Origin of the sequence: Aeromonas sp. R7-2, from assembly GCF_040908105.1 — a bacterium.
Lineage (GTDB): Bacteria > Pseudomonadota > Gammaproteobacteria > Enterobacterales > Aeromonadaceae > Aeromonas > Aeromonas caviae.
The window spans coordinates 167,081-188,125 of record NZ_JBFODC010000026.1; the positions used below are offsets into that span (position 1 = coordinate 167,081).

The following is a 21,045-nucleotide window of genomic DNA, read 5'->3' on the forward strand; positions in this document are numbered from 1 at the left end:
CCATGGTCATCATCATCGGACTCGGCAAAACCGGACTCTCCTGCGTCGATTACTTCCTCGACCGCGGCGTCACGCCGCTGGTGATGGACACCCGTGCCAATCCGCCGGGCAAGGACGAGCTTCCCCCCGAGGTGGAGCTCATCCACGGGGTGGACGCTGAGCGGCTCAAGCAGGCGCACATGATAGTGGCGAGCCCGGGCATCGCCCTGGCGACTCCGGAGTTGAAGGCCGCCGCCGAGTTCGGGGTGCGCATCGTCGGTGACATCGAACTGTTCGTGCGTGAAACCCAGACGCCCGTCATCGCCATCACCGGCTCCAACGGCAAGAGCACGGTCACCACGCTAGTGGGTGAGATGATCGCTGAGGCGGGACTCAAGGTCGGTGTGGGGGGCAATATTGGCACCCCGGCGCTGTCGCTCCTCAAGCAGCCCATGGATCTCTGCGTGCTGGAGCTCTCCAGCTTCCAGCTCGAGACCACCTACAGCCTGCGGGCCGCCGCCTCCGTGGTCTTGAACCTCAGTGAAGATCATATGGATCGCTATACCGGCATGGCGGATTACCGCGCCGCCAAGATGGAGATCCATCAGCACTCCCAGCACATCCTGATCAATCGCGACGATCCCCAGACCCTGCCCGATGTGGGTCAGGTTTGGCAGAGTTTCGGCCTCGACTGCAACGGCTACGGCCGCTGCGAGCTGGAGGGCCGTCACTGGCTGACTTTGCACGGCGAGCCGCTCCTGGCGGTGGACGAGATGAAGATAGTGGGTGCCCACAACCAGGCCAATGCCCTGGCGGCCATGGCCCTGTGCGATGCGGTGGGCATTCCCCGCGAGGCACAACTTGCCGTGCTGCGCCGCTTTGAAGGCCTGCCTCACCGTGCCCGCTTCGTGCGGGAGGTAAATGGGGTGCGCTGGATCAACGACTCCAAGGCCACCAACGTGGGGGCGACCCTGGCCGCCGTGGCCGGGGTGCGTGAAGCGGTCAAAGGCCGCCTGCTGCTGCTGGCCGGTGGCCAGGGCAAGGGGCAGGACTTCGGCCCGGTGCAGGCGCTGCTCGGCAGCCAGATCGATCACATGTACTGCTTTGGTCAGGATGCCGAGGTGCTGCTGGCCCTGGGCGAACAGACCGAGCGGGTTGCCGATCTTGACGCTGCTGTCGCCAAGGCGGCGACCGATGCCAGGCCCGGTGACTGGGTGCTGCTGGCACCGGCCTGCGCGAGCCTGGACCAGTTCAAATCCTTCGAAGCTCGCGGCGATCGCTTCACCGAACTGGTGCTGGCACTATGAACGCCCTTCGCGCCGTCGCAGGATTCTTGCAGCGCTGGTTGCTACCGGCGCGCCCCGCCGGTCTCTACGATCGGCAGCTGGTGGTGCTGGCACTCGCCCTGATGGGCGTCGGGCTGGTAATAGTGGCGTCCGCTTCCATTCCTGAGGGGATCGCCATCAACAACGATCCCTTCATGTTCGTGAAGCGCCACGGCATGTTCCTGGTGATGGCGCTGGGTATCTCCTGGTTCGTGTTGCAGGTGCCCATGGCACGCTGGCAGCACTACAACGGCCCCATGTTGTTGCTGGCCATCGTGCTGCTGGTGATGGTGCTGCTGGTGGGGCGCAGCGTCAACGGCTCGGTACGCTGGCTGCCGCTGGGCCCCTTCAACCTGCAGCCGGCCGAGTTCGGCAAGCTGGCGCTGTTCGTCTATCTGGCGGGTTATCTGGTGCGCCGTCAAAGCGAGGTGCGCGAGCGCTTCATCGGTTTCATGAAACCCATGGCGGTGCTGTTCGTGGTGGCCATCCTGCTGCTGGCCCAGCCGGATCTCGGGTCAGTGGTGGTGATGTTCGTCACCTCCCTCGGGATGCTGTTCCTGGCCGGAGCCCGGCTGGTGCAGTTCATCGGTCTCATCCTGGTGGGGGTGAGCGCAGTGGTGACCCTGATCATCGCGGAGCCCTACCGGATGCGGCGGGTGACCTCCTTCCTCGACCCCTGGGCAGACCCCTTCGGCAGCGGCTATCAGCTGACCCAGTCCCTGATGGCCTTTGGTCGGGGGAGCTGGTTTGGCGAAGGGCTTGGCAACTCCATCCAGAAGATGGAGTACCTGCCGGAGGCCCACACCGACTTCGTGTTCGCCATTCTGGGCGAAGAGCTGGGCTACGTGGGGGTGCTTGGCGCACTCTTCCTGATTTTTGCGCTGGCGGTGAAGGCGCTCAAGCTGGGTCACCAGGCGCTGGTGGCCGAGCGGCTCTATGAAGGTTATCTGGCCATCGGCATCGGCATCTGGTTCAGCTTCCAGACTTTCGTCAACGTCGGTGCCGCCAGCGGCATGATGCCTACCAAGGGGCTGACCCTGCCGCTGGTCAGTTATGGCGGCTCCAGTCTCATCATCATGATGGTGGCGGTGAGCATGTTGATTCGTATCGATTTTGAGTTGCGCCAGGCAAGTGCCCAGGCGCGCGTGCGGGAGGTTGCGTGAGCAAGACGTTACTGGTGATGGCGGGTGGTACCGGGGGCCATGTGTTCCCCGGCCTGGCCGTCGCCGATCGCCTCAAGGCCCAGGGCTGGACCATCCACTGGCTTGGCACTGCCGACCGGATGGAGGCGGAGCTGGTGCCTGCCCATGGTTATCCCATCTCCTTCATCGACATCCAGGGGGTGCGTGGCAACGGCATCAAGCGTCTGCTCGCGGCGCCCTACCGTGTCATCAAATCCGTGCTGCAGGCCCGCCAGGTGCTCAAGACCATCCAGCCCGATGTGGTGCTGGGCATGGGGGGCTTCGCCTCCGGCCCGGGTGGCGTGGCCGCCTGGCTGTCCGGCATTCCGCTGCTGCTGCACGAGCAGAATGCCGCCGCTGGCCTGACCAACAAGCTGCTGGCCCGTATCGCCAGGCGGGTACTGATGGCCTTCCCCGGTGCCTTCGCCCCCAATGCCCGCACCGCCGTGGTGGGCAACCCGGTGCGCCCCGAGGTGGTGGCGCTGCCGGATCCCCAACTGCGCAGCAGCAGCGATCCTCTGCGCCTGCTTGTGGTCGGTGGCAGCCTGGGGGCCCGGGTCCTCAACGAGCAGGTGCCTCCTGCGGTTGCAGCTGCCGGTGTGCCCATCGAGGTGCGTCACCAGTGCGGCAAGGGCAACGGGGAGGCCGTGGCTGCCTCCTATGCCGGGCTGGGGGTCGAGGCCGAGGTGAGTGAATTTATCAAGGACATGGCGGATGCCTATGCCTGGGCGGACCTGGTGGTGTGCCGCGCCGGCGCATTGACCGTCTCCGAAGTGGCCGCCGCCGGTGTGGCCGCCATCTTCGTGCCCCTGCCCCATGCGGTGGACGATCACCAGACCCGCAACGCCCTGACCCTGGTCGACGGCGGTGCGGCCGAGTTCCTGCCCCAGTCCGAGCTGACGCCGGCGGCTCTGGCGTCGCGCCTATCCTGGCTCGCCGGGCGCAGGGAAACCCTGTTGAACATGGCCCAGGCCGCGCGCCGGGTCGCCATCATCGATGCCGCCGAACGGGTTGCCGATGAGTGCAAACGGCTCGCCACCGGCTGAGCCAAACGAGATGGAAGGCCAAGATGTGCCGCCAAGGCCCCGCTTCTGTCTTCGAACTGATGAATGTCGCCGAATGAAAATGGCCTGTGGCCGCGAATTGAGAAAGAACTATGACCAAGGTTGAACTGGCAAAACTGCGTACCGTTATCCCCGAAATGCGCCGCGTGCGTCGCATCCACTTCATCGGCATCGGTGGCGCCGGTATGGGCGGTATTGCGGAAGTGCTTGCCAATGAAGGGTATCAGGTGACCGGCTCGGATCTGGCCCGCAACGGGGTGACCGAACGCCTGGCCTCTTTGGGCGCGCACATTTTTGTCGGTCACAGTGCCGAGCATGTGGACGGTGCCAGCGTGGTGGTGGTTTCCACCGCCATCAAGCAGGACAACCCCGAGCTGCTGGCTGCCCGCGAGCTGCGTATTCCCGTGGTGCGCCGCGCCGAAATGCTGGCGGAACTGATGCGCTTCCGTCACGGCATCGCCATCGCCGGGACCCACGGCAAGACCACCACCACCAGTCTGGTGGCGAGCATCTATGCCGAGGCGGATCGCGACCCCACCTTCGTCATCGGCGGTCTGCTCAACAGCGCCGGCACCAATGCCCGCCTGGGCAGCAGCCGTTATCTGATTGCCGAGGCGGACGAGAGCGACGCCTCCTTCCTGCATCTGCAACCCATGGTCTCCATCGTGACCAATATCGAAGCGGATCACATGGACACCTATGGTGGCGATTTCTCCAGGTTGAAGGCCACCTTCATCGATTTCCTGCACAATCTGCCGTTCTACGGCCTGGCCGTGGTGTGCGTGGATGACCCCGTGATCCGCGGCATGCTGCCGGAGATCGCCCGTCCTACCCTCACCTACGGTCTGAGCGATGATGCCGATGTGCAGGTGCTGGACTTCGTGCAGACCAGCAATCGCAGCCGCTTCCGGGTGCGCCGTGCAGGGGCGGGTGAGCTGGAGGTGACCCTGAATCTGCCGGGCATCCACAACGCCCTCAACGCCGCCGCCGCCATCGCGGTGGCAACCGAAGACGGCATCGGCGACGAGGCCATCATCCAGGCACTTTCCAAGTTTGAAGGGGTGGGGCGCCGCTTCCAGCAATATGGCGAGTTCGAAACCGGCCGTGGCAAGGCCATGCTGGTGGATGATTACGGTCATCACCCGAGCGAAGTGAAGGTGACCATCAACGCCGCTCGTGCCGGCTGGCCCGAGAAGCGGCTGGTGATGGTGTTCCAGCCGCACCGCTACAGCCGGACCCGGGATCTCTACGAAGATTTCGCAGATGTGCTCTCCAAGGTGGACGTGCTGGTGATGCTGGAGGTCTATGCCGCCGGTGAGGAGCCCATCCCCGGTGCCGATGGTCGTGCCCTGTGCCGTTCCATCCGCTCCCGCGGCACCCTGGAGCCCATCTTTGTCGCAACGCCGGACGATGTGCCCGCGGTGCTGGCCGACCTGATTGGCGAGGGGGATCTGGTATTGACCCAGGGGGCGGGTAACGTCGGTGCACTGGCCCGTCGTCTCGGCGAGATGAAATTGAGCGTGGATAGCATGAAATCCGGTGCCTGAGGGCCCAATGAGTATTTTGACCGCCAAGCCGAGGCCTATATAATGGCGAACCGGTCTGCAAGTGGCCGGCATGGCGCGTTTTACGGGGATCGATCGGGTGGAGGCAAGGGCACAAGGGCGCACCAAGGGGGGCTTCATCGCCGGGGTGGCATTTTTCATCCTGGTCATGTGGGGGCTCTACCAGACTGCGCTGGATGTTAAAGACTGGCTGACGGATGCCAGTCGGTTGCCCATGAGCGAGCTGTTGCTGCAGGGGCAACACGAATATTTGAAGGCCGATGAGTTGCGTGCTGCCGTGCTGGATGGTGCCGAACTTCGCAACTTCTTCGAGCTGGATGTGAACGAATTGCAGGCGCGTCTGAACGCTCTGCCCTGGGTGGCCCAGGTCTCGGTACGAAAGAAGTGGCCGAACAAGATCAAGGTCTATCTCACGGAACAGGATGTGGCGGCTCGCTGGAACGGCAACCGCTTCGTCAACACCAAGGGTGAGGTATTCAGTGCCCCGGACAGGGTGAAGAAGCCCCTGATGCAGTTGTCCGGGCCCGATGATCAGGCCGCCAAGGTGCTGGAAGCCAGCCATCAGTACGAAACGCTGCTGGCGGCCAAGGGATACAAGTTGCTGGGGGTGAATCTGACCCCCCGCCATGCCTGGGAACTGACCCTGGATGGCAACATTCAGCTGTTTGTGGGGCGCTCGGATATCGCGCTTCGTCTGCAGCGGTTTATCGATGCCTTTCCGGTCATCGAGCCCCGTGAGCGGGTTGCTTACGTGGATCTTCGATACGACACCGGGATGGCAGTTGGCTGGAAGAAAAGCGAAGAGAAAGTGAATGACCAACACCGCAGATAGAAATTTGATTGTCGGACTGGATATCGGCACGACCAAGGTGGCGGTACTGGTTGGCGAAGTATTGCCTGATGGCGAACTCAATGTCATCGGCATGGGCAGCCACGCTTCTCGCGGTATGGAGAAGGGCGGGGTCAATGACCTCGACTCCGTGGTCAAGTCCCTGCGCCGCGCGGTGGAAGAGGCCGAGATGATGGCAGACTGCCAGATCAGTTCCGTCTATCTGGGGCTGTCCGGCAAGCACATCGATTGCCGCAACGAGACCGGCATGGTGCCCATCTCCGACGAAGAGGTGACCCAGGAGGATGTGGACAACGTCATCCACACCGCCAAGTCGGTGCGGTTGTCGGACGAGCTGCGGGTGCTGCACGTGCTGCCCCAGGAGTTCGCCATCGACTATCAGGAAGGGATCAAGAACCCGGTCGGCCTCTCCGGCGTGCGGATGGCAGCCAAGGTGCATCTCATCACCTGCCACAACGACATGGCGCGCAACATCGAGAAGTGTGTGGAGAAGGTGGGTCTGCGGGTGGATCAGCTGATCTTCTCCGCCCTGGCCTCCAGCTACGCCGTGCTGACCGAAGACGAGAAGGAGCTGGGTGTCTGCGTGGTGGACATCGGTGGTGGCACCATGGACATGTCGCTCTTTACCGGCGGCGCCCTGCGCCACACCAAGGTGATTCCCTATGCCGGCAGCACGGTGACCAGCGACATCGCCTATGCCTTCGGCACGCCGCCGCTGGATGCGGAGGCGATCAAGGTGCGCTATGGCTGTGCCCTCGGCCGCCTGGTCAGCAAGGAAGACAATATCGAAGTGCCCAGTGTCGGCGGTCGCCCGGCGCGCAGCCTGCAACGGCAGACACTGGCGGAAGTGATTGAACCCCGTTACACCGAGTTGCTCTCCATGGTGAATGACGAGCTGGTGCGGGTGCAGAGCGAATTGAAGGCACAGGGGGTCAAGCATCAGCTGGCCGCCGGTGTGGTCTTGACCGGTGGCGCGGCCCAGATCGAAGGCATTGTGGAGTGCGCAGAGCAGATCTTCCAGAGCCAGGTCCGGGTGGGCGAGCCCATGAATATCCGGGGATTGAGTGACTACGTACAGGCACCGGTGTACTCGACTGCGGTCGGGTTGTTGCAGTACGGCCGCACCAACCAATCCACCGGCAGTAACAAGGAATATGCCGCCAAGGCAAGCGTAGGTGGGCTGGTCAAACGGGTCAGCAACTGGTTGCGTGGCGAGTTCTAAAGATTTTGCTGAGTCAGGCAAATAAAGCGGAGAGACAACATGTTTGAATTTATGGATAGCCACACTGACGAAGCCGTCATCAAGGTGATAGGTGTGGGTGGCGGCGGCGGCAACGCAGTCGAGCACATGGTTCGTCAAAACATCGAGGGTGTCGAGTTCATCACCGTGAACACCGACGCCCAGGCACTGCGCAACTCCAGTGCCAATACCACCTTGCAGATCGGCGGTGGCATCACCAAGGGTTTGGGTGCCGGGGCCAACCCGGAAGTGGGTCGTGACGCCGCCATGGAAGACAGGGAAGCGCTGCGCGAGCTGCTGACCGGTTCCGACATGGTGTTCATCGCTGCCGGCATGGGTGGTGGTACTGGTACAGGTGCTGCACCGATCGTGGCCGAAGTGGCCCGCGAGATGGGTATCCTGACCGTTGCCGTCGTGACCAAGCCGTTCTCCTTCGAAGGGAAGAAGCGGATGGGCTTCGCCGCTCACGGCATCGAAGAGCTCTCCAAGAACGTCGACTCCCTGATCACCATCCCCAACGACAAGTTGCTGAAGGTACTGGGTCGCGGCATCTCCCTGCTGGACGCCTTCAAGGCGGCCAACGACGTGCTGCTGGGTGCGGTGCAAGGCATCGCCGAACTGATCACCCGCCCGGGCCTCATCAACGTCGACTTCGCGGACGTGCGGACCGTGATGCGCGAGATGGGTACCGCCATGATGGGTACCGGCTCCGCCTCCGGTGACGACCGTGCCGAAGAAGCGGCCGAGAAGGCCATCTCCAGCCCGCTGCTGGAAGACGTGGATCTGGCCGGTGCCCGCGGCATCCTGGTCAACATCACTGCCGGCATGGACATGACCATCGAAGAGTTCGAGACCGTGGGTAACGCGGTCAAGGCCTTCGCGTCCGAGAACGCCACCGTGGTGGTGGGTACCGTAATCGACCCGGAAATGCACGACGAACTGCGCGTTACCGTAGTGGCGACCGGTATCGGTGCCGAGCGCAAGCCCGACATCACTCTGGTCAAGAACAACATGGTTCAAGAGCGTCCGGCTCGTCAGCCCCTGATCAGCGAAGCCCTGCAGTCTCGCGTGATGGAAGAGGCCCCGGCCAAGGTGGTGAACGCCGAGCCGCAAGCTCGTCGCGAACCGGATTATCTCGATATTCCTGCGTTCCTGCGCAAGCAGGCAGACTAAGCCTCTGATGGCTCTGGTTTGTTTGTTGCTTAAGGATTGTGCTAAGATGGCCCGGCAACGACCATCTGGTCAGGAATTTGAGCTGTTAAAGCGGATACGCCCATGATTAGACAAAGAACCTTGAAAACGAGTGTCCAGGCCACCGGTGTGGGCCTGCATTCGGGCCGGAAAGTCACTATGACGTTCCGTCCGGCGCCTGTTAACACAGGGATCGTTTACTTGCGTACCGATCTGAATCCTGTGGTCGCGCTGCCAGCCAACGCCGATCAGGTGCGTGATACCGTGCTTTGTACCGCTCTGGTGAACGAAGCCGGTGTTCGCGTGTCGACCATCGAACACCTGTCTGCCGCTCTGGCCGGGATGGGCATCGACAACCTCTATGTCGAGGTTGATGCCCCCGAGATCCCGGTAATGGACGGCAGTGCGCATCCGTTCATCTATCTGCTGCAGGAAGTGGGTATTCGTGAACAGAACGCACCCAAGCAGTTCGTGCGGATCAAGCAGAGCATCCGGGTTGAAGACGGCGACAAGTGGGCGGAATTCCACCCCTACCGCAACGGCTTCAAGATGGATCTCGAGATCGATTTCCAGCATCCGGTGTTTGAAGGCCGCAACCAGCGTTGCGTGCTGGACTTCTCCGGCAGCTCCTTCGTGAAAGAGATCAGCCGTGCCCGTACCTTCGGCTTCATGCGTGACATCGAGTACCTGCGTTCCCAGAACCTGGCACTGGGCGGCAGCCTGGAAAACGCCGTGGTGCTGGATGACTACCGGGTGCTGAACGAAGATGGTCTGCGCTACGAAGACGAGTTCGTGAAGCACAAGATGCTGGATGCCATCGGCGATCTGTACATGTGCAATCGCAGTATCATCGGTGAATTCCGTGCCTACAAGACGGGCCATGCCCTGAACAACAAGCTGCTGCGTGCCCTGCTGGCCCAGCAGGAGGCCTGGGAACTGGTGACCTTCGAGGGTGAGGGCGACAAAGCGCCTATCGCTTACTACGACAACGGTCTGGTTCTGGCCTGATAGCTGTGCAACAGGACGTCGGTCATCTCTCCGCACCGACGTCCTGTCATTTGTTTATTCCATCCTTTAATACCGATTATCTCCCGGTTTTATTGCCCGTGCAGGCCCTTGGCCTCACCTGACCGAGAAGACAGATTTCTATGAGCATTACCCTGATCCTCCACGGTAAGCAGCGCCGCAGGTTGCACTTACCCAAACAACGTCTGGCCTGGGTCGGCGGTATTCTCTTCACTGTATTGGCCTTGGGGGGCGGCTGGCTCTGGCAGAGCTGGCAGCAGAAAATGGAGGCGCTGGAAGTGGCGCTGACCCTGGCGCAGCAGCAAAAATCCACGCAAGGGGCCGATGAAGCCCGCGAACAGCTTGCCATGCTGGCCGCCCAAGTGGGCACCATGCAGGGACAACTTGGTCGCCTCAACGCCCTCGGCGAGCGCCTGACCGAGAAGGCGGACCTCGATCCCGAGGAGTTCAACTTCAAGGAGCTGCCCCCCATGGGCGGCCCTTCCTATGATGCAGACCTGGAAGTCAGCCTGGGTGAACTGCAAGATTCCATGGAACACCTCAGCCGTCAGCTCAGCAGCCGCGAAGAACAGCTGTCGGTACTTGAATCCTTCATCATGAACCACCATATCACCGATGCGGGTTTCATCCCCGGCTCACCGGTCAAGCAGGAGCGTGTCTGGATCTCCTCCGGTTTCGGTGGGCGGGTCGATCCGTTCAACGGTCGCGCCAAGATGCACAAAGGGGTGGATTTCCGCGGCAGGCCCGGCACCCCCATCCTGGCGACAGGCAAGGGGATTGTCAGCTGGGCAGGGCGCCATCCGGAGTTTGGCAACATGGTGGAGATTGACCATGGCAATGGTCTGGTCACCCGCTATGCCCACAATTCCAAGTTGCTGGTGGATGTGGGCACCCTGGTCGATGAGGGCCAGAAGATTGCCCTGATGGGGCGAACCGGTCGTGCAACCGGAGTTCATTTGCATTACGAAGTGTTGAAAGATGGTCGTCAGGTCAACCCCGCGCGCTTTCTGAATGCCAGACGGGGTTAGGTTTTTTCTTCAGGTTCCAGTGACGGAACGCTTATATAACCAAAACAGTTGGTACCCATGATTAGCACACTGCTCACCAAGATTATCGGCAGCCGGAACGACAGAACGCTCAAGGCTTTGCGCAAAATTGTAAAACAAATCAATGCGATGGAACCTCAGTTCGAGGCACTGTCCGATCAGGAACTGCAGGCGAAGACCGCCGAGTACCGTCAGCGTCTGGAGCAGGGCGAAACACTGGAGCAGTTGCTGCCAGAAGCGTTCGCCACCGTCCGTGAAGCCTCCCGCCGTGTGTTCGGCATGCGTCACTTCGACGTCCAGCTGATCGGCGGCATGGTGCTGAACTCCAACCGCATTGCCGAAATGAAGACAGGTGAAGGTAAAACCCTGACGGCCACCCTACCGGCCTACCTGAACGCCCTGACCGGCCGCGGTGTGCATGTCGTGACGGTGAACGACTATCTGGCCAAGCGTGATGCGGAAGCCAACCGCCCGCTGTTCGCCTTCCTCGGCATGACGGTGGACTGCAACGTGCCCGGCATGGATGCGTCCCAGAAGCGCGATGCCTACGCTGCCGACATCACCTACGGTACCAACAACGAATTTGGTTTCGACTACCTGCGCGACAACATGGCATTCTCGCCGGAGCAGCGCGTACAGCGCCCGCTCAACTACGCGCTGGTGGATGAGGTGGACTCGGTGCTCATCGATGAAGCTCGTACTCCGCTCATCATCTCCGGTCCGGCGGAAGACAGCTCCGCCATGTACACCCAGATCAACAAGCTGATCCCCCTGCTGGTGAAGCAGGACAAGGAAGACTCTGAAGAGTACACCGGTGACGGCCACTACACGGTGGACGAGAAGAACCGCCAGGCGCTGCTGACCGAGAACGGCCAGATCTTCGTGGAAGAGCTGCTCAAGAAAGAGGGACTGCTGGCCGAGGATGACTCCCTGTTCTCCGCCACCAATATCAGCCTGCTGCATCACGTCAATGCAGGCCTGCGTGCGCACACCCTGTTCGAGCGCAACGTCGACTATATCGTCCAGAAAGACGAGATCGTCATCGTCGACGAGCACACCGGCCGCACCATGCCGGGTCGTCGCTGGTCAGACGGTCTGCACCAGGCGGTCGAGGCGAAGGAAGGGGTCAAGATCCAGAACGAGAACCAGACCCTGGCCTCCATCACCTTCCAGAACTATTTCCGTCTGTACGACAAGCTGGCGGGCATGACCGGTACTGCGGATACCGAAGCCTTTGAATTCCAGCAGATCTATGGCCTGGATACCGTGGTCATCCCGACCAACAAGCCGATGGTGCGCAAGGACATGGGCGATCTCGTCTACCTGACCGCCCAGGAGAAATACGCGGCCATCGTGCAGGACATCCGCGAGTGCGTGAAGCGCGGCCAGCCCGTGCTGGTTGGTACCGTCTCCATCGAGAACTCCGAGCTGCTCTCCGGCATCCTGACCAAGGAAAATATCCCGCACAAGGTACTGAACGCCAAGTTCCATGCCATGGAAGCGGAGATCGTCGCCCAGGCCGGCCAGACCGGCGCCGTCACCATCGCCACCAACATGGCCGGTCGTGGTACCGACATCGTGCTGGGCGGCAACTGGCAGGCGGAGATCGCCCAGCTGGAAAACCCGTCAAGCGAGCAGATTGCCGAGCTGAAAGCGGCCTGGCAGGTGCGTCATGACGAAGTACTGGCGGCCGGTGGCCTGCACATCATCGGTACCGAGCGTCACGAATCCCGCCGTATCGACAACCAGCTGCGCGGCCGTTCCGGTCGTCAGGGTGATCCGGGTTCCTCCCGCTTCTACCTCTCCATGGAAGATACCCTGATGCGGATCTTCGCCTCCGACCGCGTGACCGGCATGATGAAGAAGCTGGGCATGGAAGAGGGCGAGGCCATCGAGCATCCCTGGGTAACCAAGGCCATCGAGAATGCCCAGCGCAAGGTGGAAGGTCGCAACTTCGACATCCGTAAAAACCTGCTCGAGTTCGACGACGTGGCCAACGATCAGCGCAAGGTGGTCTACGAGCAGCGCAACGAACTGCTGGACACCAACGACATCTCCGAGACCATTCACGTCATCCGTGACGACGTCTACGGCGCCATCATCGACGAGTACATCCCGCCCCAGTCCCTGGAAGAAATGTGGGACGTGCCGGGTCTGGAAGCGCGTCTGAAGTCCGATTTCGCCCTGGATCTGCCGCTGCAGCAGTGGCTGGCGGAAGACGACAAGCTATATGAAGAGAAGCTGCGCGAACGCATCCTGGATGAAGCCACCAAGCTCTATGCCCACAAGGAAGAGCTGGTCGGCAAGGAGGTGCTGCGCAACTTCGAGAAGGCGGTGATGCTGCAAACCCTGGACGGCCTGTGGAAAGAGCACCTGGCGGCCATGGATCACCTGCGTCAGGGCATCCATCTGCGCGGCTACGCCCAGAAGAACCCCAAGCAGGAGTACAAGCGCGAATCCTTCGATCTGTTCACCCAGATGCTGGAAACCCTCAAGCGCGACGTGGTCAGCATCCTGAGCCGGGTACAGGTGCAGGAGCGGGATGTGGAGGCGATGGAAGAGCAGCAGCGCCAGCAGGCCGAAGCCGCTCCCCGTACCTACACCCATGCCACGGCCGAAAACCAGCTGGCTGACGAGGATACGGGTGGGGCCGAGGGCCATACCACCTTCGTGCGCGACGAGCAGAAGATCGGGCGCAATGATCCCTGCCCCTGTGGTTCGGGTAAAAAATACAAGCACTGTCACGGTCAGCTGACCTGACACCCTGCCATGATGAATACACCGCCTCCGGGCGGTGTATTCATTTTCGGACCAAGGAGGGGACGATGAGCAGATTGCCGGCGGGATGGGATGGGGAGGCACATGGGCACTGGCTGCAGGAGAGACGCCAGGAGGCGATCCGTTGTGTGCTGAGCAGGCTGAACGCAGAGACGAACAAATCTGTTCCCCTGCAACTGCAGTTTGCCTATTACCTCTTTTTGTCCGGCGATCCCGCCTCGGCGGCCCAGGTGCTGACGCTGGCGTACCGGTCCGCACCCGATAACACTGAGGTGCTGCGCAATCTCTGTGTCTGCCTTTCGCGCTCCGATCAACATGAGCGGGCCGTGACGCACCTGGTCGAACTGGTGCGGCGCGAGCCGGATGATTATCTGGTCCATGACGGGCTTTGCACTTCCCTTGCCAAGCTAGGACGCCATGAAGAAGCGGCACAAGCGGGAACCCGTGCCCTGACTCTCAAGGATGAGGCCGTCTCGCAGCCTGTCGCGGGGTGGGTGCTGCCGGCAGAGGGGCCGGATGACTGGCTCGCGGAGCAGGGGGAGAAGCAGGCAGTCATCGCCTTCTCCTTGTGGGGAGCACAGCCCCGCTATTTACGGGGAGCACTCGACAATGTGCTGGCCGCAGCTTACCTCTATCCGGGCTGGCGGGTGCGCTTCTATGTGGATGGCAGTGTCCCTCAGGGGCTTCTGGCCTGCCTGCAGGAACATGGCGCCGAGATAAAGGTGCAGCCCGATAGTCAATCCCAGCGTCAGCGCCTCTGCTGGCGCTTCCAGGTCGCCAATGATCCCGGAGTGGGGCGCTTTCTTGTGCGCGATGCGGACTCCGTGCTGAATCTGCGGGAGCGGCTGGCGGTCGATGACTGGCTTGCATCGGGGCGCTGGTTCCATATCATGCGTGACTGGTGGAGCCACACCGATCTGGTGCTGGCCGGCATGTGGGGCGGTGTGGCCGGTGTGCTGCCTCCCCTTGCGCCGCTGATGGCGAGCTATCAGCCCAGTACCATGGAAACACCGAACATCGACCAGTGGTTCTTGCGAGACTGTTTATGGCGCTATCTGCGCCAGAGCGCGCGGGTACACGATCGTTGTTTCACTCCGCCCGGTGCGGTGCCCTGGCCGCAGGTTGCGCCGCCGGGCAATGAGCATGTCGGGCAGGATCTCTTCAGGGCCCGGGGGGATCAGCAGGCCATTCGGCTTGCCCCCTGGATCGCCCGTTTGCCGTGTTTACGCTGAGGACAATGATGGAACAGAAGAAACGGATCTGGGTGGCGGTGGGCGTCATCGAGAACGAACGGGGCGATATCTTCATCGCCAAACGCTCAGCCGATCGCCATCAGGGGGATCGCTGGGAGTTTCCCGGTGGCAAGGTGGAGTCGGGGGAGGATCTGCTCACCGCGCTGGACAGGGAATTGTGGGAAGAGATCGGGATCCGGGTGCAGGATTGTGCCCCCTTCATGGAGCTGCACCACGACTACCCCGACAAGCAGGTCTTGCTGGATATCTGGAAGGTGACCCGCTTCCACGGCGAGCCCTTTGGCAAGGAGGGGCAGGAGTGCCGCTGGGTGCCACTGGCCTCGCTGCACGAATACCGCTTCCCGGATGCCAACGGCCCCATCGTCGCGCGGTTGCAGGCCTCGCTTGCCTGAAAGGATCGATACCAACGAAAAAGGGCCTGAGGGCCCTTTTTTGATCGTGAAGTGTTTATTGCCAGGGATCGCCCTGTTCCGGGTCGGGCAGCAGATCCGGGTTGATCTCGCCCGGGATGCGCTTCTGTTCATCCGCCCACTCGCCGAGGTCGATCAGCTGGCAGCGCTTGCTGCAGAAGGGGCGAAACGGGCTCTGCGGACCCCATTCGATCTCGCTCTGACAGGTCGGACACTTTACCTTGGTCACCATGGGGCGCTCCTCAACAACAGGCGAGCTGGAAGGAGACGTCGCCTATCTGCTGCTCCGTCGTCGGCAGGAAGCGCAGGGCGAAGCGGTTCTTGTGGCCGCTCAGGGTCGGATAGCAGGGCTGGGTGCCCGCCAGACGGATGCGGATCAGTTCAGCCCCTTCGGCAGTATCCTGGAAGAAGCCGTTGGTGGCCACCTGGTCGCTGAAGTTGCCCGACTCGCGCCACAGGCGCAGCAACAGGGAGATGGCGTTCATCAGCAGGGTGATGTCACTCAGCCATTGCTGCATCTGCTGGTGGCGGGTGACGGCCGGGGTCGCCAGCCAGTGGTGCAGTTGCGGCACATCGAAGGCGCACAGACCACCCGGAATGGAGAAGCGCTGACGAATGGAGCCGAGCAGGCGATCCTCTTTCAGACGGGCACCGGGGCGCGGGGAGTTCAGCAGGTTGCGGGAGAGCTGGGTACTCTCTTGCTGCATCCGCTGGATCTGCTCGAGATCGACGTCAGGCAGACTGGCCCAGTGGCTCAGGCGTTGGCCGAGGCGCTCCAGATCCTTGATGAGATCGGCACGCAGGTCACCACGCTCCAGCAACTCCTGCAAATCGAACAACCCCTTGAAGAAGGCGATATGTGCCCAGGACTGGTCACTCTCCAGATTGTCGCGGATCTGGGAAAACAGGGACTCCAGACGAAGATAGGTCCGGCTTTTTTCATTGAGGGGAAAATCGTAAATCATGCCTAATCCTGGCCAGCCATAAACCGGCCTAGTGTACTCACAGTTGCTGGGCTTGTTGAGAGGCAAATGCCAGATATGTCTGGTGCAGGGCGAAAATTCGCTGCCAGATGGTCTCACTCGTACCACTCTGGTTGTCCAGGACGTCGTCGGCCATCGCCAGGCGCTCGCTGCGGCTCGCCTGGGACGCCAGTATCGCCTGGGCCTGTTCCCGACTGACGCCATCGCGGCGGCAGGTACGCTCGATTTGCGTCGCTTCGTCCACATCGATCACCAGTACCCGATCGGCGAGGGAAGTGAGCCTGTTTTCCACCAGCAAGGGGACGACCAGCAGGCAGTAGGGGGAGCGGGTTGCCGCACACTGGCGCAGCATCTCGGTGCGGATGAGGGGATGGAGCAGGGCATTGAGCCACTCCTTGGCCTGCGAATCGGTGAAGATCCGCTCTCGCAGCCGGCGGCGATCGAGCTGGCCATCGGGGGCAACGACATCCGGGCCAAAATGGGCGGCGATGGCAGCCAGAGCAGGGGTGCCGGGCTCCACTACCTCGCGGGCGATGATGTCCGCATCCACCACCTCGATGCCCAGCTCGGCAAAGCGGTTGGCAACCGTGGTCTTGCCGCTGCCGATTCCCCCTGTGATTGCGACTACATACATGGGTCAGAGATCCTTTTGCTAGAGCACGACATCAAGATACCAGCGGGTGATGCTATCGCCCCACAGCAGCGTTATCCAGCCCGCGATGGCGAGATAAGGGCCAAAGGGAATGGGTTTGCCCTGGTGGTGGTTGCGCAGCAGGATGAGACCGATGCCGATGATGGCGCCCGCCAGCGAAGAGAGCAGCAGCACGATGGGCAAGGCTTGCCATCCCAGCCAGGCGCCCAGTGCCGCCAGCAGTTTGAAGTCGCCATAGCCCATCCCTTCCTTGCCGGTCAGCAGCTTGAAGGCCCAGTAGAGGCTCCAGAGCACCAGATAACCCGCCATGGCGCCGACCACCCCATCGGCCAGGGGCACGAAACCGCCCGCCAGATTGAACAGCAGGCCACCCCAGAGCAGGGGCAGGGTGAGCTGATCCGGCAAGAGCATCTTGTCCAGGTCGATGAAGGTCAGTGCGACCAATGTCCAGGTGAGCAACAAAGCGGCAAGGGTGCCCCAGCCGGGGGCAAGCGCGGCTGCTACCGAGACCGACAGCAGGGCGGTGAGCAGCTCGACCAGGGGATAGCGAGCCGAAATGGAGGCGTGGCAGTTGCGGCAGCGCCCCCTGAGCCATAGCCAGCTCAGTAGGGGAATGTTCTCCAGCGCCCCTATGGGGTGGTCGCAGTGGGGGCAGCGGGAGCGAGGTACCATGAGGTTGTATCGTCCGGTTGCAGGAGGAGTCTCTTCACCGTCACCGAAATAGTCGCTGTATTCGGCATGCCAGGCCCGCTCCATCATGATGGGCAGGCGATGGATCACCACGTTCAGGAAGCTGCCCACCATCAGGGAGAAAAGGAAAATCAAGGAGAGATAGAGCCAGGGCAAGCCCTGGGCCAGTTCGATCAAAGGCACCATAGATCAATCGCTTGTGTCGGGAACGGGGATGACAGATGGCCGGGGGAAATGCACCGCCCGGCCCTCTGTCGAGAGGGTCAGTGTATCACAGAGCCCAGCTTGAAAATGGGGAGGTACATGGCTACTACCATGCCGCCGACCAGCACCCCGAGCACCACCATGATGATGGGTTCGAGCAGGCTGGTGAGGCCGTCGACCATGTCGTCCACCTCCTGTTCGAAAATGGCGGCGACCTTGGAGAGCATGTCGTCGATGGCGCCGGATTCCTCACCGATCATCACCATCTGGGTCACCATGTCGGGGAAAAGATCCACGGTGCGCATGGCGACGTTGATCTGCATGCCGGCCACCACCTCGTTGCGAATGGCCATGGTCGCAGTGCGATAGACATAGTTGCCGGATGCTCCGGCCGCCGAAACCAGGGCATCCACCAGCGGGATACCGGCGGAGAAGGTGGTGGAGAGAGTGCGGGCAAAGCGGGCCATGGCCGCCTTGTGCAGTATGTTGCCCACCACGGGAATGGTGAGGATGAACTTGTCCGTGTTGTCCCTGACCTTCTGGGATTTTCGCCAGGCCCGCACATAGAGGAAGACGGCGAGAGCAGCGCCGCCAAAGATGGCGTACCACCACTCCTGCATAAAGCGGGAGATGGCGATGACGAACCGGGTAAAGGCGGGCAGCTCGGCACCGAAGCTCTTGAAGATATCCTCGAACTGGGGAATGACGAAGAGCAGCAGGATGGAGGTGACGACGATGGCCACCAGAATGACCATGGACGGATAGAACATGGCCTTCTTGATCTTGGATTTGAGGGCTTCGTTCTTCTCGCGGTAGATGGCGATACGGTCGTAGATGGTCTCCAGGGCACCGGATTGCTCCCCGGCCTCGACCAGATCGCAATAGAGGTCGTCGAAGTGGCGGGGATGGCGGCGCAACGCCTCCGAGAGCGGGGTGCCCGTTTCCACATCGGCGGCGATCTGGCCGATGAGCTCGCGCACCGCCGCTTTCTCGTGGCCGCGAGCAATGATCTGAAGACTCTGCACCAGAGGCACGCCGGCGGAGAGCATGGTAGTGATCTGGCGGGAGATGACGGCGATGTCCATCGGCTTGATCTTGGCGCCGCCCTTGGAGAAGAGCCCCTGGCTCTGCTTGCTGACCCTGGTGACGTTGACGCCCTGCTTGCGCAGCTCGGCCTTGACGGTGGTGATGCTGTCGGCTTGCAGCTCGCCGGAGACCTTCTGTCCCTTGCGGTTGACGCCGTGCCAGCGGTAGGAGAAGACTTTTTTCGGTGCGTTGCGTTTTTGAGCTATTGTGGCCATCACTGCATCCTGCAATTGGGCGACGGTGGCCGGATGTTGCTGCCTGTCCGGCTCATCTTGGCTTGAAGAAGGTCATCGGGGTGATGGCAGCGGCTTCACCCGGCGAGATGACTCGGGCACTGCGAACTCAGTTGGTGGTGATCCTGTTGATTTCGGCCAGACTGGTGACGCCAAGACGCGCTTTCTCGAGGCCGGATGTGCGCAGGGTGCGCATCCCTTCCTTTTGGGCTATCGCGGCAATCTGCAGCGAGTTGGCTCCCTGCATGATGAGTTTGGCGATGTTGTCGGACATCAGCATGATCTCATAGATGCCGACCCGGCCTCTGTAGCCTCCCGAGCACTCCTTGCATCCCACGGGCTTGAACAGCCGCAACCCGGCGGCCAGTTGCTGCTGGGTGAAGCCCAGCTCCAGCAACTCGGCTTCCGGCACCACTTCCGGCGCCTTGCAGTGATCGCAGAGTTTGCGGGCAAGGCGCTGGGCCATGATGAGGGTGACCGAAGAGGCGATGTTGAAGGCCGGCACCCCCATGTTCATCATCCGGGTGAGCGTTTCTGCCGCCGAGTTGGTGTGCAGGGTGGAGAGCACCAGGTGACCGGTCTGGGCGGCCTTGATAGCAATCTCGGCGGTTTCCAAATCCCGTATCTCCCCCACCATGACGATGTCGGGATCCTGGCGCAGGAAGGAGCGCAGGGCGCTGGCGAAGGTGAGCCCCGCCTTGGGATTGATCTGCACCTGGTTGACGCCGGGCAGGTTTATCTCGACCGGATCTTCGGCGGTGGAGATATTGACCTCGCTGGTGTTGAGGATGTTGAGGCCGGTATAGAGTGAGACCGTCTTGCCTGACCCCGTCGGGCCGGTCACCAGGATCATGCCCTGAGGTTTGGAGAGGGCGTGCAGGTATTGCGTCTTCTGCCGGTCGTCAAAGCCGAGTTGATCGATATTGAGCCGGGCGGCCGAGGAGTCCAGCAACCGGATCACGATCTTTTCGCCCCACATGGTGGGCAGGGTGTTGACCCGCATGTCCATGGATCTGTTGCGTGAGATCTTGAGTTTGATCCGGCCATCCTGGGGCAGGCGCCGTTCGGCAATGTCGAGCCGTGCCATCACCTTGAGGCGAGCCGCGAAGCGGTTGGCCAGGTTGACCGGCGGCGTGGCGACTTCGTGCAGTATGCCGTCTACCCGAAAGCGGATCCGGTACTTGGTCTCGTAGGGTTCGAAATGCAGGTCGGAGGCCCCGCGCTTGATGGCATCCATCATGATCTTGTGGATGTATTTGACGATGGGGGCATCATCGTCTGCGGTGTTGACGCTCTCGTCGAGGCGGGAACTCTCGTCGGAGACCTCGAGTTCGGAGATCTCGGCCTCGTCGATATGATCCATGCCCAGGGTATCCTGCTCGCTCTCCATCAGCTTGCCGATGGCGGCGGTCAGCTTGCTCTCTTCGACCAGCAGGGCTTCCGTATGCAGGCCAAAACTGAAACCAAAGTCCTCCAGAGCCGACACATTGGTCGGATCGGACATGGCGATATAGAGGGTATGCCCCTGGGTGTAGATGGGCAGGACATGGTGCTTTTCAATCAGCTTTTGATTGAGGTATTTCTGCGGGATCTCGGCGAGATCAAAGGCCGCCAGATCAAGCAGAGGTACCCCATATTCCAGCTCGCAGAAATCGGCGAGGGCTTTGCTGTCGAGGATGTCGTTTTCAATCAGGAAGGTGACAAAGGGCTTGCGCTGCGCCTTGGCCTGGCTCAGATAGCGCTGTGAGTCCGGCTCACTGAGGAGGGAAGAAGCGGCCAGGCTGGTGGCCAGGCCGCTATTGAGGCTAGAGGTCATTAGTTAGGGCAATAGTCAGTATTAGCTGTACCATCTTCTTTCGCGCAGCTTCCTGACCAAGCAATGGGGATATTACTTGCGTCCCCTGTGAGCTTGTATGTTTCACCTTCTGTGAGTGGTGACTGATCTGCGCTTGCTGCTGCCGTAATCGTGTAGTTATTACCGGTTACATCAACAGCAATAGTTGGAAGTCCAGTTGAGGCTGCTGCAGAAGGTGTCACATTCGCTATACCATTGGTGCCTGGGGTACAGTCAGCCACACTTTTTGTTTGCACACACACCTCGATCGCAGTTTTTTGAGCTCCTGTTGCTGTGACTAATTCGGTCATCTTGGCTTTCCGGCTGTAATTTTGATACGCAGGCATAGCGATGGCGGCGAGGATGGCGACGATCGCAACGACGATCATCAATTCGATTAGCGTAAACCCTGACTGTCTTTTCATGTGAAATATCCTTTTTTCCATGTTTCCTGA

At 61.3% G+C, this 21,045-nt stretch carries 19 protein-coding genes; 12 read left to right on the forward strand and 7 right to left on the reverse strand.

The window, feature by feature from the left end:
• The first annotated feature begins 2 nt into the window (after positions 1-2).
• The 12 genes from murD to mutT all read left to right on the forward strand — a co-directional run bounded on the left by murD (position 3) and on the right by mutT (position 14,890).
• Positions 3-1,286, forward strand: coding sequence for a UDP-N-acetylmuramoyl-L-alanine--D-glutamate ligase (murD, locus tag AB5Y47_RS11555; protein WP_216944754.1), 1,284 nt, complete (start codon positions 3-5; stop codon positions 1,284-1,286).
• Complete coding sequence (gene ftsW / locus AB5Y47_RS11560) at positions 1,283-2,467, forward strand: cell division protein FtsW (RefSeq protein ID WP_043154095.1); 1,185 nt, start codon at positions 1,283-1,285, stop codon at positions 2,465-2,467. The genes murD and ftsW overlap by 4 nt, the downstream gene beginning before the upstream one ends.
• Complete coding sequence (gene murG / locus AB5Y47_RS11565) at positions 2,464-3,531, forward strand: undecaprenyldiphospho-muramoylpentapeptide beta-N-acetylglucosaminyltransferase (protein ID WP_010675835.1); 1,068 nt, start codon at positions 2,464-2,466, stop codon at positions 3,529-3,531. Before ftsW ends, murG begins: the two co-directional genes overlap by 4 nt.
• A gap of 110 nt (positions 3,532-3,641) precedes the next feature.
• Positions 3,642-5,096, forward strand: a complete 1,455-nt coding sequence (gene murC / locus AB5Y47_RS11570) for a UDP-N-acetylmuramate--L-alanine ligase (protein WP_041211792.1) — start codon at positions 3,642-3,644, stop codon at positions 5,094-5,096.
• A gap of 97 nt (positions 5,097-5,193) precedes the next feature.
• Positions 5,194-5,946, forward strand: coding sequence for a cell division protein FtsQ/DivIB (locus AB5Y47_RS11575; RefSeq protein WP_029314839.1), 753 nt, complete (start codon positions 5,194-5,196; stop codon positions 5,944-5,946).
• A complete protein-coding gene (gene ftsA, locus AB5Y47_RS11580; protein WP_010675832.1) occupies positions 5,927-7,186 on the forward strand; it encodes a cell division protein FtsA in 1,260 nt (419 codons plus the stop codon). The genes AB5Y47_RS11575 and ftsA overlap by 20 nt, the downstream gene beginning before the upstream one ends.
• Positions 7,187-7,225: 39 nt before the next feature.
• The gene (gene ftsZ, locus AB5Y47_RS11585; protein WP_005305686.1) at positions 7,226-8,377 is read left to right on the forward strand and encodes a cell division protein FtsZ; all 1,152 of its coding nucleotides are present in this window, start codon (positions 7,226-7,228) and stop codon (positions 8,375-8,377) included.
• Between the two features lie 102 nt (positions 8,378-8,479).
• Positions 8,480-9,403, forward strand: a complete 924-nt coding sequence (lpxC, locus tag AB5Y47_RS11590) for a UDP-3-O-acyl-N-acetylglucosamine deacetylase (RefSeq protein ID WP_010675831.1) — start codon at positions 8,480-8,482, stop codon at positions 9,401-9,403.
• A gap of 140 nt (positions 9,404-9,543) precedes the next feature.
• A complete protein-coding gene (locus AB5Y47_RS11595) occupies positions 9,544-10,449 on the forward strand; it encodes a M23 family metallopeptidase (RefSeq protein ID WP_039040495.1) in 906 nt (301 codons plus the stop codon).
• Positions 10,450-10,506: 57 nt separating this feature from the next.
• Positions 10,507-13,227: a preprotein translocase subunit SecA gene (gene secA / locus AB5Y47_RS11600; protein WP_041211791.1), complete on the forward strand. Its 2,721-nt coding sequence runs from the start codon at positions 10,507-10,509 to the stop codon at positions 13,225-13,227.
• 65 nt (positions 13,228-13,292) lie between these two features.
• Positions 13,293-14,477, forward strand: a complete 1,185-nt coding sequence (locus AB5Y47_RS11605; RefSeq protein ID WP_216944753.1) for a tetratricopeptide repeat protein — start codon at positions 13,293-13,295, stop codon at positions 14,475-14,477.
• 8 nt (positions 14,478-14,485) lie between these two features.
• Positions 14,486-14,890 (forward strand): 8-oxo-dGTP diphosphatase MutT, encoded by a 405-nt coding sequence (gene mutT, locus AB5Y47_RS11610; RefSeq protein ID WP_171864957.1) that lies wholly within the window; start codon positions 14,486-14,488, stop codon positions 14,888-14,890.
• A gap of 55 nt (positions 14,891-14,945) precedes the next feature.
• Here mutT and yacG read toward each other — a convergent pair whose 3' ends face one another.
• From yacG to AB5Y47_RS11645, 7 genes are all read right to left on the reverse strand, one after another.
• The gene (yacG, locus tag AB5Y47_RS11615; protein ID WP_039040499.1) at positions 14,946-15,140 is read right to left on the reverse strand and encodes a DNA gyrase inhibitor YacG; all 195 of its coding nucleotides are present in this window, start codon (positions 15,138-15,140) and stop codon (positions 14,946-14,948) included.
• 10 nt (positions 15,141-15,150) lie between these two features.
• Positions 15,151-15,873, reverse strand: a complete 723-nt coding sequence (gene zapD / locus AB5Y47_RS11620; protein WP_010675825.1) for a cell division protein ZapD — start codon at positions 15,871-15,873, stop codon at positions 15,151-15,153.
• 37 nt (positions 15,874-15,910) lie between these two features.
• A complete protein-coding gene (gene coaE, locus AB5Y47_RS11625) occupies positions 15,911-16,525 on the reverse strand; it encodes a dephospho-CoA kinase (protein WP_201921352.1) in 615 nt (204 codons plus the stop codon).
• A gap of 18 nt (positions 16,526-16,543) precedes the next feature.
• Entirely contained in the window at positions 16,544-17,419 is an 876-nt protein-coding gene (locus tag AB5Y47_RS11630) for an A24 family peptidase (RefSeq protein WP_201921354.1), read from the reverse strand.
• A 77-nt stretch (positions 17,420-17,496) separates the two neighbouring features.
• Positions 17,497-18,738 (reverse strand): type II secretion system F family protein, encoded by a 1,242-nt coding sequence (locus AB5Y47_RS11635; protein WP_216944752.1) that lies wholly within the window; start codon positions 18,736-18,738, stop codon positions 17,497-17,499.
• Between the two features lie 127 nt (positions 18,739-18,865).
• Positions 18,866-20,572: a PilB family type IVa pilus assembly ATPase TapB gene (gene tapB / locus AB5Y47_RS11640; RefSeq protein WP_041213997.1), complete on the reverse strand. Its 1,707-nt coding sequence runs from the start codon at positions 20,570-20,572 to the stop codon at positions 18,866-18,868.
• Entirely contained in the window at positions 20,572-21,015 is a 444-nt protein-coding gene (locus AB5Y47_RS11645) for a prepilin-type N-terminal cleavage/methylation domain-containing protein (protein WP_080988740.1), read from the reverse strand. The genes tapB and AB5Y47_RS11645 overlap by 1 nt, the downstream gene beginning before the upstream one ends.
• Between the last annotated feature and the right edge of the window lie 30 nt (positions 21,016-21,045).

Bases quoted from the DNA above. Each gene is read 5' to 3' on its own strand.
- yacG (WP_039040499.1), bottom strand. From the start codon at position 15,140: ATGGTGACCAAGGTAAAGTGTCCGACCTGTCAGAGCGAGATCGAATGG.
- mutT (WP_171864957.1), top strand. From the start codon at position 14,486: ATGGAACAGAAGAAACGGATCTGGGTGGCGGTGGGCGTCATCGAGAAC.
- AB5Y47_RS11595 (WP_039040495.1), top strand. From the start codon at position 9,544: ATGAGCATTACCCTGATCCTCCACGGTAAGCAGCGCCGCAGGTTGCAC.
- AB5Y47_RS11645 (WP_080988740.1), bottom strand. From the start codon at position 21,015: ATGAAAAGACAGTCAGGGTTTACGCTAATCGAATTGATGATCGTCGTT.
- murD (WP_216944754.1), top strand. From the start codon at position 3: ATGGTCATCATCATCGGACTCGGCAAAACCGGACTCTCCTGCGTCGAT.
- ftsZ (WP_005305686.1), top strand. From the start codon at position 7,226: ATGTTTGAATTTATGGATAGCCACACTGACGAAGCCGTCATCAAGGTG.
- coaE (WP_201921352.1), bottom strand. From the start codon at position 16,525: ATGTATGTAGTCGCAATCACAGGGGGAATCGGCAGCGGCAAGACCACG.
- secA (WP_041211791.1), top strand. From the start codon at position 10,507: ATGATTAGCACACTGCTCACCAAGATTATCGGCAGCCGGAACGACAGA.
- ftsA (WP_010675832.1), top strand. From the start codon at position 5,927: ATGACCAACACCGCAGATAGAAATTTGATTGTCGGACTGGATATCGGC.
- lpxC (WP_010675831.1), top strand. From the start codon at position 8,480: ATGATTAGACAAAGAACCTTGAAAACGAGTGTCCAGGCCACCGGTGTG.
- murC (WP_041211792.1), top strand. From the start codon at position 3,642: ATGACCAAGGTTGAACTGGCAAAACTGCGTACCGTTATCCCCGAAATG.
- AB5Y47_RS11605 (WP_216944753.1), top strand. From the start codon at position 13,293: ATGAGCAGATTGCCGGCGGGATGGGATGGGGAGGCACATGGGCACTGG.
- tapB (WP_041213997.1), bottom strand. From the start codon at position 20,572: ATGACCTCTAGCCTCAATAGCGGCCTGGCCACCAGCCTGGCCGCTTCT.
- zapD (WP_010675825.1), bottom strand. From the start codon at position 15,873: ATGATTTACGATTTTCCCCTCAATGAAAAAAGCCGGACCTATCTTCGT.
- AB5Y47_RS11635 (WP_216944752.1), bottom strand. From the start codon at position 18,738: ATGGCCACAATAGCTCAAAAACGCAACGCACCGAAAAAAGTCTTCTCC.
- AB5Y47_RS11630 (WP_201921354.1), bottom strand. From the start codon at position 17,419: ATGGTGCCTTTGATCGAACTGGCCCAGGGCTTGCCCTGGCTCTATCTC.
- ftsW (WP_043154095.1), top strand. From the start codon at position 1,283: ATGAACGCCCTTCGCGCCGTCGCAGGATTCTTGCAGCGCTGGTTGCTA.